We start from the raw sequence: 16,222 nt of genomic DNA, 5'->3' as shown, positions 1-16,222 counted from the left end.
GCTGGCACCTTTGAACCACGGACAACAGCAACCGCACGGCCAGCCTGGCCGCGCTAGAAGCTCACCGGGCGTTCGAGACGAGGTAGCGAAGCATGGGACTCAAAGGGCAGGCGGCCATCGTAGGCGCCGCGCAGTACAAGCCGGAGAAGTACGCAACGGCGCCGCGCATGTTCCACCTGGAGCAGGTGGCCGACCTGGCCGCTCGCGCGCTCGACGATGCCGGCCTCAAGGCCGAGGACCTCGACGGGCTGGTCATCAACGGCCCGCACTTTCACGAGGCGTCGGTGTTTGTGCCGGCGATGGCGGCCGAATACCTCGGGCTGGCGGTGAATTTCGCCGAAGTCGTCGACCTCGGCGGCTGCACCGGCATGGGTATGGTCTGGCGCGCGGCAGCCGCCATCGAGCTGGGCCTGTGCCAGGCGGTGCTCTGTGTGCTGCCGGCGCGGATGGCGCCGATGGGGCCGGACGAGGACCCGACCGCGATGATGCGCGCGATGCGCTTCGGCGGCCACAGCACCAACTACGGTGCGCCCGAGGCGGAGTTCGACCTGCCTTACGGGCACATGGGGCAGAACACCGGCTACGCGATGATCGCCCAGCGCTATGCGGCGCGTTACGGCTATGACCCGGTCGCTATGGCGAAGATCGCCGTGGACCAACGCACCAACGCCCAGGCCAACCCGGAGGCGATCTTCTGCGGCCAGCCGCTGACCATCGACGACGTGCTTAACAGTCGCATGGTTGCCGACCCGCTACGGGTGCTGGAGATCGTCATGCCGGTGGCTGGCGGGGCCGCTGTCATTGTCGCCTCGAAAGAATTGATGGCCAGGGCGCGCAACCGCGGCGCGGTGGTCACCGGTTTCGGCGAGCGGCTGGGATACAAGTCGCCGAGCTACTCGCCGGACATGACCGAAACGCCGGTCGGCCCGGCGGCGCGCAGCGCCTTTGCCATGGCCGGGCTGAAACCTGCGGACATGCATGCCGCGCAAATCTACGACTGCTACACCATCACCGTTTTGCTCAGCCTGGAGGACGCCGGCTTCTGTCCGAAAGGCGAGGGCATGCGCTTCATCCGCGAGAACGACCTCACCTGGCGCGGCAGCTTCCCGATGAACACCCACGGCGGCCAGCTCAGCTTCGGCCAGGCTGGCGCGGCGGGTGGCATGTCGCAGGTCATCGAGGCCTTTCACCAGATCGCCGGCCGCGCCGGGGATCGCCAGCTGAAGACCTGCGACAACGTGTTCGTGACCGGCACCGGCGGTGTCATGAGCGAGCAGGGCGCATTGATTCTCCAGGGAGCCTGATCATGTCGAACAAACCCATGCCGGTGATGACCGAGATTTCCGCGCCGTTCTGGAACGGGCTGAAGGAAGGTCGCATTCAGCTGCAGCAATGCAACGCCTGCCAGGCCTGGAACTTCTACCCGCGTCGGCACTGTGCCCACTGCCTGGCCCACGACCTGAACTGGAAAGAGGTCAGTGGGCGCGGCACGCTCTACACCTACACCGTGGCGCGCATCCCCACGCTGCCGGAGTTCGCCGGGCCGGACGCGCAGATCCTCGCAGTGGTCGAGCTGGAGCAGGGCGTGCGGATCAACACCACGCTGGTGGGCCTGGCGCCGGAGGCGATCGAGATCGGCATGCCGGTCAAGCCGGTGCGGGCCCAGGTGAAAGAAGACGGCACCGTGCTGCTGCGCTACACCGGAACCGACGTCGCACTGGACTTCATCGACGAGGTGGTGCGAGCGCCGGCGCCGGCGAAAGCCGATAACCGCCCGCCACGCCAGCAGATCGACGTCGGCGACGAGCAGGCGTTGCAGGCGCTGGTCTCGGACGCGTTCACCGACTGGAGCAACCAGGTGCTGGTCGACCAGGCGCTGATCGATGCGTTTGCGGAGCTGTCGGGCGACGACTACTGGATCCATACCGACCCGGAGCGGGCCCGCAAGGAAGGCCCCTTCGGCGGCACCATCGCCCACGGCGCGCTGGTGCAGGTGATCATGTCGCGCATGCAGGTGCCACTGCCGTTCGAGATCACCGGTTTTACCAACATGGTCAACTACGGTTCCGACCGCCTGCGCTTCCCCTCGCCAGTGCCGGCCGGATCGCTGGTCCACTCGCGCTGCCGGGTCAAGGCTGTCGAGCGCAACAAGCGCGGCACCCAGCTGACTCTTGAATTCAACGTGCACGTGGTGGGACAGGAGCGGCCTGCGGTGATTAACGATCTGGTCATTCTCTACATGTAAGACAGTGTGCTGTGCTCTCTTTGACCGTCTCATGCGCTTAGGCCGAGACGGTTTTTTTTGCCTGCTCGCGCGGCCTGTCCGGTTGCCGGTGAGCCCGGGCAATCGAGCGCGCGCACAGGCGTTCGCCGCACCGGACTTAGCGCCACGAAGCCCCGTCCGGCAAGGCCGCGAGCCTTGCCGTTGTTAGTCTCAACGGACGATGAGCCCCCCGCATATCGGCAGGACAATCCCCCCAAGCCCAACGAAGGCGATGAGGAGTTGAACCCATGACCGATATCCGTGCACTGAGCTATTTCGTCGCTCAGATCGAAAATCTGGACGCCTGGCAGCGCTATGCCGAGGATGTGCTGGGGATGATGACCAGCCCGGCGCCCGGCGGCGGCCTTTACGTGAAGATGGATGAGCGTCCGTTCCGCATGCTGATCGTCGAGGGGCCGTCCGCCGGCTATGTGGCCTCGGGCTGGGAGCTGTCCGGCGAGCGCGCTTTCAGTGCGCTGCTGGCCCGCCTGCGTGACGCCGATGTCGCCGTCGAGCTGGGCGATGCAGCCCTGTGCGAGCAGCGTGGCGTGCAGGCCGTGGCTATCGTGCACGACCCCGCGGGCAACCGTCACGAGCTGACCTGGGGCCATCGCTCCGACTGCCAGCCGTTCGTGTCGCCGCAGGGCGTGCCGCGCTTTCTCACCGGCGACATGGGCCTGGGGCACACCGTGCTGCCGGCGCCGTGCTTCGACGAGTGCCGCGCCTTCTACCGCGACCTGCTCGGTTTCGAAATCTCCGACGTCTTCAATTTCAAGCCGGCGCCGGATGCGCCGCCGGTGCGCATCCACTTCCTGCACTGCGCCAATCCGCGCCATCACAGCTTGGCAATTGCCGAGTACGACGTGCCGAGCAAGTGCGTTCACGTGATGGTGGAGGTGGAGAACATGACTGAGGTCGGCCGCGCGCACGACCGTGTCGCCGCCCACGGTGTGCCGCTGTCGGCCACGCTTGGCCAGCACCTCAACGACCGCATGACCTCGTTCTACATGAAGACGCCGTCCGGCTTCGATCTAGAGTACGGCTGCGGCGGCCTGCAGGTCGACTGGAACGAACACAGCGCCTTCGAGTTCACCCGCGTGAGCGTCTGGGGCCATGACTTCTCGGTCGGCCGCCAGGCCGCGGTGCAAGGAGAGGCGCAATGAACAAGCTGATGACACTGGGCGATGTGGTGGGCCAGCTGCGCGACGGCATGACCGTTGGTTTCGGCGGCTGGGGCCCGCGGCGCAAGCCGATGGCGATCGTTCGCGAAATCTTGCGCAGCGAGGTCAAGGACCTGACCGTAGTTGCCTATGGCGGGCCGGAAGTCGGCATGCTGCTGGCGGCCGGCAAGGTGAAGAAGCTGGTGTTCGGCTTCGCCACGCTCGATGCGATCCCGCTGGAGCCGTATTTCCGCAAGGCGCGTGAAGCCGGCTTCGTCGATGTCATGGAACTGGACGAAGGTCTGTTCCAGTGGGGCCTGCGGGCTGCCGGCATGCGCGTGCCGTTCCTGCCGGCACGTGCCGGGCTGGCGACCGATGTGCTGACGCACAACCCGGCGCTGCGCACCGTGACTTCACCCTATGACGACGGCGAGGTGCTGCTGGCGATGCCCGCGCTGGAACTGGACGTCGCTTTCGTCCACGTCAACCGCGCCGACCGTCTCGGCAACACCCTGGTCACCGGTACCGACGCCTACTTCGATCACCTGTTCGCACGGGCGGCCAAGCAGTGCTTCGTTTCGGCCGAACAGGTAGAGGAGCGCCTGTCGCTGGATGCCGAAACGGCACGCTTCAACACCTTCGAGCGTTCGCTGGTCACCGGCGTGGTGGAAGCGCCACAGGGTGCACACCCGACCAGCTGTTCCCCTGACTACGGCTGGGACATGCAGCACCTGAAGGACTACGTCGCCAGCGCCGGCGAGGAGAACGGCTGGCAACGCTACCTGGACAGCTACGTCACCTGCGACGAGGCCGCCTATCGCGAGCGCAATGGCGGGACCGCGCGTCTGGCCAGCCTGCCGCTGCCGATTTTCTGAAGGAGCATGAGCATGTCGGATAACACTTTCAGCCTCGCCGAACTGATGATCGTGGCCGCCGCCGAAGCCTGGCGCGACGACGGCGAGCTGCTCGCTTCAGGGCTGGGCATCATTCCTCGGCTGGGCGCCAGCCTGGCCAAGCTGAGCCATAACCCGGACCTGCTGATGACCGATAGCGAGGCCTATCTGGTCGAGGAGCCGGTACCGGTCGGCCCGCGCGGCGATTACCAGCCGAAGTACGCCGGCTACATGCCCTTCGAGCGCATCTTCGAGTGCGTCTGGCACGGCCGCCGCCACGCGATGATCGGGCCGACCCAGGTCGATCGCTGGGCGCAGACCAACCTGTCGGTGGTCGGCGACTACGCCCGGCCGAAGGTGGCGATGCTCGGCGTGCGCGGCCTGCCGGGCAACAGCATCAATCACAAGAACTCCTTCTTCGTGCCGAATCACAGCACCCGCGCCTTTGTCGCCGGCGAGGTGGACATGGTCTCCGGCGTCGGTTTCAAGGAGGAGCGCTGGGCACCGGGCATGCGCCGCGAGCTGATGAGCATCGGCCGTGTGATAACCGATCTCTGCGTGATGGATTTCAACGGCCCGGACCACGCATGCCAGGTGCTCTCGCTGCACCCGGGGGTGGACTTCGACACCGTGCAGGCGCGCACCGGCTTCCCGCTGCGCAAGGCCGAAGGCATGGGCGAGACGCCGCATCCGACGGCCGAGCAGCTGGCGATCATCCGGCGGCTCGATCCGCACGATCTGCGCAGCCAGCAGCTCAAGGGCAACCCGCGCGGGATTCGCAGTGCAGAGGAGATCGCCGGATGAGCCCAGACGACGCCTTCGTCAAGCGGCCGGACACGGCCGTCTACGAAACCGATGAGCCGGTGCAGTACCGCGTCGAGGATGGCGTGGCGATCCTGACCCTGAGCCGGCCGCAGTTCAACAACGTGCAGAACTCGCAGATGACGTATGCGCTGGACGCCGCCTTCCGCCGTGCGGTGGACGACGACAGCGTCAAGGCCATCGTGCTCGGTGGCACCGGCAAGCACTTCTCCGCGGGGCACGACATCGGCACGCCGGGCCGCGACGTCAACCGGCCGTTCGAGCGCCAGCACCTGTGGTGGGACCACAGCAACAAACCGGGCGGCGAATTCCTCTATGTGCGCGAGCAGGAGGTGTACCTGAACATGTGCCGGCGCTGGCGGGAGATCCCTAAGCCGACCATCGCCATGGTTCAGGGCGCCTGCGTCGCCGGTGGACTGATGCTGGCCTGGGTCTGCGACCTGATCGTCGCCAGCGAGGATGCCTTCTTCCAGGACCCGGTGGTGCGCATGGGCATTCCGGGTGTGGAGTACTTCGCCCACGCTTTCGAGATGCATCCGCGCATCGCCAAGGAGTTTCTCTTTCTCGGCGAGCGCATGCCGGCGGCGCGCGCCTACGAGCTGGGCATGGTCAACCGCGTGGTCCCGCGCGAGGCGCTGGAACAGCAGACGCTGGACATCGCACGGCGCATCGCCACGCAGCCACGCATGGGCCTGGCGCTGACCAAGCAGGCGGTGAATCACATCGAGGATCTCCAGGGCAAGCGTACCGGCATGGAGGCCGTGTTCGCCTGGCACCACTTCGCCCATGTACACAACGAGTTGATCTCCGGCGACAAGCTGGGCGGCTTCGATGGCAAGGCCATGGCCGAGGCGAACAAAGCGCAGGCCAGCCGGGGAGAGGCGTCATGATCATGATGCAGACCCGCCTGACCGAGGCCCTCGGCTGCCGCTACCCGATCGTGCAGACGGCCATGGGCTGGGTGGCTGACGCCAATCTGGTGATCGCCACGACCCTGGCCGGCGGCTTCGGCTTCCTGGCCGGGGCGACCATCCCCGCGCAGGACCTGGAAGGCGAAATCAAAAAGGTCATCCAGGCCACCGGCGGCAGCAATTTCGGCCTGAACTTCCACATGTTCCAGGACAACGCCGCGCAGTGCGTCGACCTGGCCATTCAGTACCGCCTGCGTGCGGTGAGCTATGGTCGCGGCCCGGACAAGGCCACCATTGCCCGCTTCAAACAGGCGGGTGTGCTGTGCATTCCTACGGTCGGTGCGCTCAAACACGCGCAGAAGGCGGTGGAACTGGGCGCGGACATGGTGACGATCCAGGGCGGCGAGGGCGGCGGCCACACCGGCGGCGTGCCGACCACCATCCTCCTGCCGCAGGTGCTCGATGCGGTGAGCGTGCCGGTGATCGCGGCCGGTGGCTATTCAACCGGGCGCGGCCTGGCGTCGGCGCTGGCCGCGGGTGCCGAGGGCATCGCCATGGGCACGCGCTTTCTGATGACCTCCGATTCGCCGACCCCGCGCGCCACGCTGGAGCGCTATCTGGCGGTGAAGGACACCCAGCAGATCCGCGTCACCCTGGCGGTCGACGGCATGCGCCACCGGATGATCGACAACCCCTTCATCAATCGATTGGAGAAGGCCAGCCCCATGGGCCGGCTGCTGATCGCCCTGCGCAGCGCACGCCAGTGGCAGGCACAGACGGGCATGAGCAGCGCGCACATGTTCAGGACCTTCTTCAAGGCGATCCGCGAAGACCCCTCGACGCTTTCGCAAGTGGTGATGGCGGCCAACCAGCCGGTGCTGCTGGAGCGCTCGATGGTCGATGGCCTGCCTGACGAGGGCATCCTGCCCAGCGGCCAGGTGGCCGCCGCGATAGACAGCCTGCCGAGCTGCCAGGAACTCATCGAACAGATCGCCGGTGAAGCCGAACGGTGCCTGCAGCGCCTGTACGCACGCCTGCCAATGGAACCGGCGGCTGCGCCGGGGATTAAACAGCAGAGGGCTCATGCATGAGTAGCGCATTCAAGGTAGAGATCAACCAGGGCATTGCCGAGCTGGTGCTGGCCAAGCCCCCGGTCAACGCGCTGGACAGCGATGAGTGGCTGGCTCTGGCCGCCCGGATCGATGAGCTGGGCGCCGACCCCTCGGTGCGCGTGCTGATCGTGCGGGCCGAGGGGCGCGGCTTCTGTGCCGGCGTCGACATCAAGGAGCTGGACGCGCACCCGGAGCGGATCGTCAAGGTCAACGCCGGCAACTACGCGACCTTCAAGGCCATCCACCGTTGCCAGGTACCGGTGATCGTCGCCGTGCATGGCTTCGTGCTCGGCGGCGGCATCGGCATGACCGGTGCGGCGGACATCGTGGTTGCCTCGCGCTGCGCCACCTTCGCCCTGCCGGAGGTCGACCGCGGCGCAATGGGCGGCGGCGCGCACCTGCAGCGCCTGTTCCCGGTGCAGAAGGTTCGCTACATGTTCTTCACCGGCGAAAAGGTCAGTGCACCGGACGCCATGCAGTACGGCTTCATCGAACGGCTGGTCGAGCGCGACGAGTTGCCCGCCGCCGCGCGCGAGATCGCCGCGAAGATCGCGGCCAAGAGCCCGGCGATGATCCGCATCGCCAAGGAGGCGCTCAACGGCATCGAGGACGGGGACTTGGAAGCCAAGTACCGCTGGGAACAGGGCTTCACCCTCGAGGCGTACACCCTGCCGGACTCGGCCGAGACCCGCCGCGCCTTCGTCGAAAAACGCGACACCCAGTTCTGAGAGCGCCGCCATGCAGCTGACCTTTACCGATTCCCAGAAGGCCTTCCGCGCCGAAGTGCGCGAGTGGCTCAGAGACAACGTGCCGCGCACGCCGCTGGCCAGTTACGACACCCGCGAGGGATTCGAGGAGCACCGTGAGTGGGAAGGGCGCCTGTACGCCAACCGCCTGTCGATGGTCATGTGGCCGGAACACCTGGGTGGGCGCGGCTGCGACCTGATCGAGTGGCTGATCTTCGAGGAGGAGTACTACGCCGCCGGCGCGCCGATGCGCGTGAACCAGAACGGCCAATTGCTGCTCGGCCCGACCCTGATGGAATTCGGCACCGAGGAGCAGAAGCGCCGCTTCCTGCCGCGTATCGCGTCCAGCGAGGACATGTGGGCGCAGGGCTGGTCGGAGCCGAACGCCGGCTCCGACATGGCGGCGATCCGCAGCAAGGCGACCGCCGACGGCGACCACTATGTGGTCAACGGGCAGAAGACCTGGTCGACGCGGGCGATCTTCGCTGACTGGATCTTCGGCCTGTTCCGCACCGACCCGGCCAGCAGCCGCCACCACGGGCTGAGCTACCTGCTGGTCCCGCTCGATGCACCGGGCGTGACCATCCGGCCGATCAAGGCGCTCAACGGCAAGGACGCCTTCGCCGAGGTGTTCTTCGACGACGTGCGGGTACCGGCGGCAAACCTGATCGGCGGTGAAGGCCAGGGCTGGAATGTGGCGATGGCCACCGCCGGCTTCGAGCGCGGTCTGCTGCTGCGCTCGCCGGCACGCTTCCAGCAGACGGCCCAGCGCCTGGTCGAGCTGTACAAGGCGCACCCGGAGGTCGCCGAGCGCGATCCGGGGTTGCGCGATGCGGTGATTGACAGCTGGATGGGTGCGCAGGCCTATGCGTACTCGGCGTACCACACCGTCGGGTTGATCGGCAAAGGCGCGAAGGTCGGCGCCGAGTCCAGCATCAACAAGGTGGTCTGGTCCGAGCTGGACCTGAAGATGCACGAGACGGCCATGCGCATCCTTGGTGCCCGCGGTGAGCTCCGAGGCAACGCACCCGAAGCCGTCGAAAGCGGCCAGTGGCTGGAGGGCTTCCTGTTCGCCCAGGCCGGGCCGATCTACGCCGGCACTAACGAGATCCAGCGCAACATCATCGCCGAGCGGATGCTCGGCCTGCCGAAAGCTTGAGGGGGCGAACATGGATTTCACGTTTACCGATGACCAGATCGCCTTTCGCGAGGCGATCAGCCGTTTCCTGATGACCGAGGCGCCGCCGGAGATGCTCCGCGACATCTGGGAGACCGAGGAGGGCCGCTCGCCGGAACTGCGCCGCAAGATGGCCGAGCAAGGGCTGACCGCCTTGTCGGTTCCCGAAGCGCAGGGCGGGCTGGGTATGGACGACATTGCCTGGTCGCTGCTGACGCAGGAACTGGGCTACTACGCCATTCCCGACTCGCTGGCCGATACCGCCTATGTCGCCACCGGCCTGCTCGCCGGGCTGCCCGCGGGCACGCCGCGCCGCGACGAACTGCTGGAGAAGATCGCCGAGGGTGCCGTGCGCATCGCGGTCGGGCATCCGGTCAACCTGCTGGTTGCCGATGCGCACCTGGCCGAGGTGCTGTTGCTCGAGCACGACGGCGAAGTGCACGCCGTGCCGCGGGCCGAGATCGACATCGAGCGCAACCCGAGCATCGACAGTTCGCGTCGGCTTGGCCGCATCAGCTGGAACCCGACCGCGCAGACGCGCATGGCCGGGGCCGACAGTGGCCGTGCGCTGTGGCGCGCCACGCTTAACCGCGGTGCCCTGGCAGTGGCCGGGCAGAGCCTGGGCCTTGCCCAGCGCATGCTCGACCTCTCGGTTGACTACGTGGTGCAGCGCAAGCAGTTCGGCAAGCCGATCGGCAGCTTCCAGGCGATCAAGCATCACTTGGCCGATGTTGCCGGCAAGATCGAGTTCGCCAAGCCGGTGCTCTACCGCGCCGCCCACGCGCTGGCCAATGGTGACAGCCAGGTCGACGTGCACGTTTCGCACGCCAAGCTGGCCTGTTGCGAGGCCGCCTGGCTCGCCGCGCGCCACGGCATCCAGGTGCACGGGGCGATGGGGTACACCTGGGAGGTCGATCTGCAGATGTTCATGAAGCGCGCCTGGGCGCTGGACTCGGCATGGGGCGATCGCGCCTGTCACAAATCGCGGGTGGCCACGGCCATCCTCGCCGACGGCGCCGCTGTCGGCCCGCAGTTCACTTTCGAGGAATGACCGATGGCTGAAGCCTATATTGTCGACGCGCTGCGCAGCCCGACCGGCAAGCGCAAGGGAGGCCTGGCCCACGTCCATGCCATCGACCTCGGCGCGCATGCGCTCAAGTCACTTGTCGAACGTAATGCCGTTCCCGCCGAAGACTATGACGATGTGATTTTTGGCTGTGTCGACACCATCGGCTCGCAGGCGGGTGACATCGCCCGCACCGCGTGGCTGGCGGCCGGCCTGCCGCTGAACGTGCCCGGCACCACGGTCGATCGTCAGTGCGGTTCCTCCCAGCAGGCGCTGCACTTCGCCGCCCAGGCGGTGATGAGTGGCACCCAGGACGTGGTGGCCGTCGGTGGTGTACAGACCATGACGCAGATTCCCATTTCCTCGGCGATGCTCGCAGGGCAGCCGCTGGGCTTCAGTGATCCGTTCTCCGGCAGCAGCGGCTGGCAGGCACGCTTCGGCGACCAGCCGGTGAACCAGTTCTATGCCGCCCAACGCATCGCCCGGCACTGGGGCTTCGACCGCCGCCAGATGGAAGCCTTTGCCCTGGAAAGCCACCGGCGTGCGCTGGCCGCCATAGAAGCGGGGCATTTCAGCCGGGAAATCGTGCCGCTCGAAGGCGTCAGCACCGATGAAACACCGCGTCAGAGCACGCTGGAAAAAATGGCATCGCTCGAGCCGGTCGATGCGCAATTTCCCGACATCACCGCCGCGGTCTCCAGCCAGACCTGCGACGCTTCGGCGGCGCTGCTGGTCGTCTCGGAAGCGGCACTCAAGCGCTACGGGCTGACACCCAGGGCACGCATTCACCACCTGTCGGTGCGCGGTGACGATCCGATCTGGCATCTGACGGCACCGATCGAGGCCACCCGCCATGCGCTGAAGAAGGCCGGCATGACGGTCAACGACATCGATCTGGTGGAGATCAACGAGGCGTTTGCCTCGGTGGTGATGGCCTGGCAACGCGAGCTGGATTACGACCCGGCACGCACCAACGTCAACGGCGGCGCCATCGCGCTCGGCCACCCGCTGGGCGCCACCGGCGCGAAGCTGATGGCGACCCTGCTGCATGAGCTGGAACGCACCGGCGGGCGCTATGGGTTGCAGACCATGTGCGAAGGCGGCGGGCAGGCGAACGTCACCATCATCGAACGGTTGTAGGGCGCAGCAATCGCTGCTGCGCTTGGTCATGCGGCGTTGAAATCGGCCGTGGAATGCTCATTTGCCTCGGCAAACTCTGCTTCCCCAGCCGATTTCGCCTTGCCTGACCTGCGCTCGCGACGCATTTGCAGGCGCCTCCGACCTCCGGAGCGGCTTTCAGTTATTAAAAGGAGCAAAGCATGGGAATTCTCAACGATCGCGTGGTGATCATCACCGGCGCGGGTGGCGGCCTGGGTGCCGCGCATGCACGGGTCTTCGCCGCGGAAGGCGCCTGTGTATTGGTAAACGACATCAATCAGGCGGCGGCGCAGGCGGTGGTGGACGAGATCACCGCTGCGGGTGGGCGGGCGGTGGTGAACACCTCGGACATCACCAGCTATGCCGACAGCGAGAATGCGGTGCGCCAGGCCATCGAAACCTTCGGCGAGCTGCACGTGGTGCTGAACAACGCCGGGATCAACCGCGATCGCATGTTCGCGTCGATGACCGAGGCTGACTGGGACGCCATCATGTCGGTGCACCTGAAGGGCCATTTCTGCATCGCCTCGCATGCGGTGCACTACTGGCGCGACCAGAGCAAGGCCGGCAAGAAGGTCGATGCGCGCATCATCAACACCACCTCCGGCGCCGGCCTGCAGGGCTCCATTGGACAGTCAAACTATGCTGCGGCCAAGGCTGGCATCGCCGCGCTGACCCTGAACCAGGCCGCCGAGCTTGGCCGCTATGGCATCACCGCCAACGCCGTGGCGCCCGCCGCGCGTACCGGCATGACGACTGCCGTGGAAGCGATGGCCACGCGCATGGCCAAGCCCGAGGACGGCAGCTTCGACTACTGGGCACCTGAGAATGTCTCCAGTGTGCTCGCCTGGTTCGCCTCGGCCGAATCGGCGCAGGTCACCGGTTGCGTGTTCGAGGCCGAAGGCGGGCGTATTTCCCTGGCTGATGGCTGGCGCACCGGTGTCACGCGGGAGAAGGGCGAGCGCTGGAAGCCTGCGGAAGTCGGCGCGGCTATCGCCCAAATCCTCGCCGAGGCGCCACCGGCGCAGAAGGTCTGGGGTAGCTGAAACAACCATCCTGGTTGGCTGCTCTCGCCGTAAGGTGGAAATCTCGCGTAGCGAATTTCCACCAGTCGCGGCCGATGGTGGAAAAGGCTGCGCCGTTTTCCACCCTACGTAACCCCGGTCCGCTGGCTGTACACGGACCCGCTTCACCACCCCGTCCGTTTTGACGATGCCGGCCCGCCGGGTGGCGCGTTTAGATGACCTCAAGGTTCTTCATTCCTGAGGTCGACATCATGAGACAAGCTCCTGCCTATGTGCCTGGCCACCAATTGCTGGCTGGCAAATCCGTTCTGATCACCGCTGCTGCCGGCGCCGGCATCGGCTATGCCGCAGCACGCCGCAGTGCCGAAGAAGGCTGCCGGGCGCTGATGATTTCGGACATCCATCCCCGTCGCCTGGAAGAGGCCGTGGAGCGGCTGAAGGCCGAAACCGGTCTCCAGGCGATCTACGGCCAGCTGTGCAACGTGACCGTCGAAGAAGAGGTCCAGGCGCTGGTCGCCGCGGCCGAGCAGGCTTTGGGCGGAGTCGATGTGCTGATCAACAACGCCGGACTCGGTGGCCAGAAGCGCGTTGCCGAGATGAGCGACGAGGAATGGTCGCGGGTGCTGGATATCACCCTCACCGGGACCTTTCGCATGACGCGCGCCATGCTGCCGCACATGCAGCGTCGTGGCGCCGGGGCGATCGTCAACAACGCTTCGGTGCTCGGCTGGCGGGCACAGAAGGAACAGGCTCACTACGCCGCCGCGAAAGCCGGCGTGATGGCGCTGACGCGCTGCAGCGCACTGGAGGCGGCCGAGTTTGGCGTGCGCATCAACGCCGTCTCGCCGTCGATTGCCCTGCATGACTTCCTGAAGAAGGCCTCCAGCGAGCAGCTTCTCGAACAACTCGCCAGCCGCGAGGCGTTCGGCCGCGCCGCCGAGGTCTGGGAGGTGGCCAACGTGATGATGTTCCTCGCCAGCGACTACGCCTCCTACATGGTGGGCGAGGTGCTTTCGGTCAGTTCGCAGCACGCCTGAGGAGCCGCCATGACTCACGTATTCGCAAGCGCCGAGCAGCTGCAGGCGGCCGTCGGCACCTCGCTCGGCGCCACCGACTGGCTGCTTATTGAGCAGGAACGAGTGAACAGTTTTGCCGAGGCTACCGGCGACCACCAGTGGATTCATGTCGACCCGGTTCGTGCCGCCGGCGGGCCGTTCGGCGGCTGTATCGCCCACGGCTACCTGACCCTCTCGCTGGTGAATTTCTTTCTGCCGCAGCTGATGCGCGTGGACAACCTGCTGATGGGCGTGAACTACGGCTGCGACCGGGTGCGTTTCCCGGCGCCGGTCAGGGTCGGCGCCCGCGTGCGCGGCGTCGGCGAAATCACCGCAGTGGAGGCGCTGGCCAACGGTGCGCTGCAGGTCGTGGTGCGCGTGACCGTCGAGATCGAGGGCAGCGATCGCCCCGGCTGCGTGGTAGACACCATCAGTCGCTACACCTTCAACCCCGCTCCATGAGGAATGTTGTCATGCAAGAAGCTGTGATCGTTTCCACCGCGCGTACCGCGCTGACCAAGTCCTTCCGGGGTTCGTTCAACGATACCGAGGCACCGGTGCTCGGTGGCCATGTCGTTCGCGCAGTAGTCGAACGCGCCGGCGTCGCGCCGGACGAGGTCGGCGACGTGATCATGGGCGCCGCCGTGCAGCAGGGTACGCAGGGCTTCAATATCGGCCGCCTGTGTGCCTACACCGGCGGCTTGCCGGACAGCGTTCCGGGCATGGCGCTGGATCGCATGTGTGCCTCCGGGCTGATGGCGATCGGCGCGGCGGCCAAGTCGATTGCCTGCGGCGAGCTGGATATCGCCGTCGCCGGTGGCGTCGAGTCGCTGTCGTTGACCCAGACCAAGCACAAGAATGCGTACCGCGCCCAGTCCGAGGCGGTGCTGGAGGTGATGCCGACCGCCTACATGCCGATGATCGAGACCGCCGAGATCGTCGCCAATCGTTACCACATCAGCCGCCTGGCCCAGGACGAGTACGCCCTGCAGAGCCAGCAGCGCACCGCGGCGGCCCAGCAGGCCGGGCTGTTCGCCGACGAGATAGTGCCATTGGCGGCCAGTCGGCTGCTGTTCGACAAGGAAGGCAATCCGAACGGGCACGAGTCGGTCGTCGCCGACCGCGACGAGTGCAATCGCGCCAGTACCACGCTCGAAGCGCTGCAGGCCCTGAACCCGGTATGGAAGAACGGCAAGTGGGTGGAGCAGGGCTCACATATCACCGCCGGCAACGCTTCGCAGCTTTCTGACGGCGCTGCCGCCTGCCTGCTGATGAGCCACGACGAAGCCAAACGTCGTGGCCTCGCCCCGCTGGGCATCTATCGCGGTATCGCGCTGGCCGGCTGCAAGCCCGAGGAAATGGGCATCGGCCCGGCCTACGCCGTGCCCAAGCTGCTGGAACGCTTCAGCCTGCGGGCCTCCGATATTGACCTGTGGGAAATCAACGAGGCCTTCGCCTGCCAGGTGCTGCATTGCCGCGATGCGCTGGGCATTCCCAACGAACGGCTGAACGTCAACGGCGGCGCCATCGCCATCGGCCACCCGTTCGGCATGAGCGGCGCGCGAATGGTCGGCCATGCCCTGCTCGAAGGCCGCCGCCGCGGCGCCCGCTACGTGGTGGTGTCCATGTGCATCGGCGGCGGAATGGGGGCTGCCGGGTTGTTCGAGCTGCCCTGATCGGCACCGGTGCGGGCGGGTGATCCAGGTGTAAGCCATTTGGACGATGTTGCGCGTCTCGCGCCGGCACAAGATCGGGCAAAGACGGCGCCCCAGGTAACTGGAGCGAGCGTCGGCGGAACTCAGAACAAGAACAACGGGCGCTGCTCCGAATCCGGAGCCAGGCGTCCAACCAGAGGGTGGCGTGCCATGAGCAAAGTGATCAGCTATTTATTCTGTCTAGTCGTCGCGGTGCTGGTGGTCTACGCCTTCTCACCTCGCAGCGACGAAGCCACGGCAAGCGCAGCGCTGAACGTTTCGCGCGTCCATATCAACGACATGACCCGGCTCGGCGATACGCTGGTGGCGGTGGGCGAGCGAGGCGTCATCCTCTTCAGCGTCGACGACGGCAAGAGCTGGGAGTCCCGCCAGGAGGCGGTTCGCGAGCCTGTCACACTCACTGCGGTCGCCGCCTTCGGTGAGGACATGCTGCTTGCCGTCGGGCACGACAACCTCATCTTGCGCAGCACCGACCGTGGTCTCAATTGGGAGACGACCCTGCACGACGCCGAGCTCGGCGAACCGTTGCTTGGGCTCTGGAGCGCCGATGGTAATCGCATCTACGCCTTTGGCAGCTTCGGCAAATTCTTCGTTTCCAGCGATGCCGGGCAGACCTGGAGCAAGCAGGAACTGCCGATCAATGGCGAGCACCTCAACAGCATGGACGGCGCGGCCGACGGTCGCCGTATTCTCGTCGGCGAGATGGGCCTGGTCCTGCGTACGACTGACGACGGTGCGACTTGGGAGCAGGTCGAGCCGTTCTACGACGGCTCGCTGTTTGGCGTATCGCAGCTATCCGGACGCAACTGGGTGGCCTACGGCATGCGTGGCCATGTGTTCGTCAGTCATGACGATGGCGCTCATTGGGAACAGGTCGAGCTGGGCCACCGGCTGCCGCTCTATGGACACGTGCGCACCGCTGATGACGGCGTGCTGATCGTCGGCAGCGGTGGCGCCTATGCCTGGCTCGACGCCGCCGGGGACCTGACTACGACGGGCTATCTGAAAGGTCAGGACACGCTGACCTCCGCGGTGATGCTCAAGGACGGTCGACTGGTGGTCGCTGGCCAGCGCGGGCTGGCTCTGCAACTGAATTCACTGTTCGCCGCCGGCCATTAA

The 16,222-nt window shown here is 66.3% G+C and carries 16 protein-coding genes; all 16 read left to right on the top strand.

Annotated elements, in window-relative coordinates:
• Window positions 1-92: 92 nt before the first annotated feature.
• The 16 genes from U8L64_RS06290 (at window position 93) to U8L64_RS06215 (ending at window position 16,222) form a co-directional block, all read left to right on the top strand.
• Entirely contained in the window at window positions 93-1,304 is a 1,212-nt protein-coding gene (locus U8L64_RS06290) for a thiolase family protein (RefSeq protein WP_333394896.1), read from the top strand.
• Window positions 1,304-2,245 (top strand): bifunctional OB-fold nucleic acid binding domain-containing protein/MaoC family dehydratase, encoded by a 942-nt coding sequence (locus tag U8L64_RS06285; RefSeq protein ID WP_333394997.1) that lies wholly within the window; start codon window positions 1,304-1,306, stop codon window positions 2,243-2,245. The genes U8L64_RS06290 and U8L64_RS06285 overlap by 1 nt, the downstream gene beginning before the upstream one ends.
• A gap of 266 nt (window positions 2,246-2,511) precedes the next feature.
• Complete coding sequence (locus U8L64_RS06280; RefSeq protein WP_333394894.1) at window positions 2,512-3,426, top strand: VOC family protein; 915 nt, start codon at window positions 2,512-2,514, stop codon at window positions 3,424-3,426.
• Window positions 3,423-4,298 carry a CoA transferase subunit A gene (locus U8L64_RS06275; RefSeq protein ID WP_077683248.1) on the top strand — a complete coding sequence of 292 codons (876 nt, stop codon included), beginning with the start codon at window positions 3,423-3,425 and terminating at the stop codon, window positions 4,296-4,298. The genes U8L64_RS06280 and U8L64_RS06275 overlap by 4 nt, the downstream gene beginning before the upstream one ends.
• A 12-nt stretch (window positions 4,299-4,310) precedes the next feature.
• Window positions 4,311-5,120, top strand: coding sequence for a CoA-transferase subunit beta (locus tag U8L64_RS06270; RefSeq protein WP_442965267.1), 810 nt, complete (start codon window positions 4,311-4,313; stop codon window positions 5,118-5,120).
• Entirely contained in the window at window positions 5,117-6,028 is a 912-nt protein-coding gene (locus tag U8L64_RS06265) for an enoyl-CoA hydratase (protein WP_333394889.1), read from the top strand. Before U8L64_RS06270 ends, U8L64_RS06265 begins: the two co-directional genes overlap by 4 nt.
• A gap of 5 nt (window positions 6,029-6,033) precedes the next feature.
• Entirely contained in the window at window positions 6,034-7,140 is a 1,107-nt protein-coding gene (locus U8L64_RS06260) for an NAD(P)H-dependent flavin oxidoreductase (protein WP_333394995.1), read from the top strand.
• Window positions 7,137-7,889 carry an enoyl-CoA hydratase family protein gene (locus tag U8L64_RS06255; RefSeq protein ID WP_054094723.1) on the top strand — a complete coding sequence of 251 codons (753 nt, stop codon included), beginning with the start codon at window positions 7,137-7,139 and terminating at the stop codon, window positions 7,887-7,889. The genes U8L64_RS06260 and U8L64_RS06255 overlap by 4 nt, the downstream gene beginning before the upstream one ends.
• 10 nt (window positions 7,890-7,899) lie before the next feature.
• A complete protein-coding gene (locus tag U8L64_RS06250) occupies window positions 7,900-9,066 on the top strand; it encodes an acyl-CoA dehydrogenase family protein (protein WP_333394887.1) in 1,167 nt (388 codons plus the stop codon).
• Window positions 9,067-9,076: 10 nt separating this feature from the next.
• A complete protein-coding gene (locus U8L64_RS06245; RefSeq protein WP_333394885.1) occupies window positions 9,077-10,135 on the top strand; it encodes an acyl-CoA dehydrogenase family protein in 1,059 nt (352 codons plus the stop codon).
• Between the two features lie 3 nt (window positions 10,136-10,138).
• A complete protein-coding gene (locus U8L64_RS06240) occupies window positions 10,139-11,290 on the top strand; it encodes an acetyl-CoA C-acetyltransferase (protein WP_333394883.1) in 1,152 nt (383 codons plus the stop codon).
• Window positions 11,291-11,469: 179 nt separating this feature from the next.
• Window positions 11,470-12,354: an SDR family oxidoreductase gene (locus tag U8L64_RS06235; protein ID WP_333394881.1), complete on the top strand. Its 885-nt coding sequence runs from the start codon at window positions 11,470-11,472 to the stop codon at window positions 12,352-12,354.
• 230 nt (window positions 12,355-12,584) lie between these two features.
• Window positions 12,585-13,370, top strand: a complete 786-nt coding sequence (locus U8L64_RS06230) for an SDR family oxidoreductase (RefSeq protein WP_054094727.1) — start codon at window positions 12,585-12,587, stop codon at window positions 13,368-13,370.
• 9 nt (window positions 13,371-13,379) lie between these two features.
• Window positions 13,380-13,850, top strand: coding sequence for a MaoC family dehydratase (locus U8L64_RS06225; protein WP_077683254.1), 471 nt, complete (start codon window positions 13,380-13,382; stop codon window positions 13,848-13,850).
• Between the two features lie 11 nt (window positions 13,851-13,861).
• On the top strand, window positions 13,862-15,064 hold the full coding sequence (locus tag U8L64_RS06220) for an acetyl-CoA C-acyltransferase (RefSeq protein ID WP_077683255.1): 1,203 nt from the start codon (window positions 13,862-13,864) through the stop codon (window positions 15,062-15,064).
• Window positions 15,065-15,253: 189 nt separating this feature from the next.
• The gene (locus U8L64_RS06215; protein ID WP_077683256.1) at window positions 15,254-16,222 is read left to right on the top strand and encodes a WD40/YVTN/BNR-like repeat-containing protein; all 969 of its coding nucleotides are present in this window, start codon (window positions 15,254-15,256) and stop codon (window positions 16,220-16,222) included.

Source organism: Pseudomonas sp. FIP_A4 (assembly GCF_036701605.1).
GTDB classification, from domain to species: Bacteria; Pseudomonadota; Gammaproteobacteria; order Pseudomonadales; family Pseudomonadaceae; genus Stutzerimonas; species Stutzerimonas phenolilytica.
Note: the sequence above shows the minus strand (reverse complement) of the source record. Positions and strands in the feature narration are given on the sequence as shown.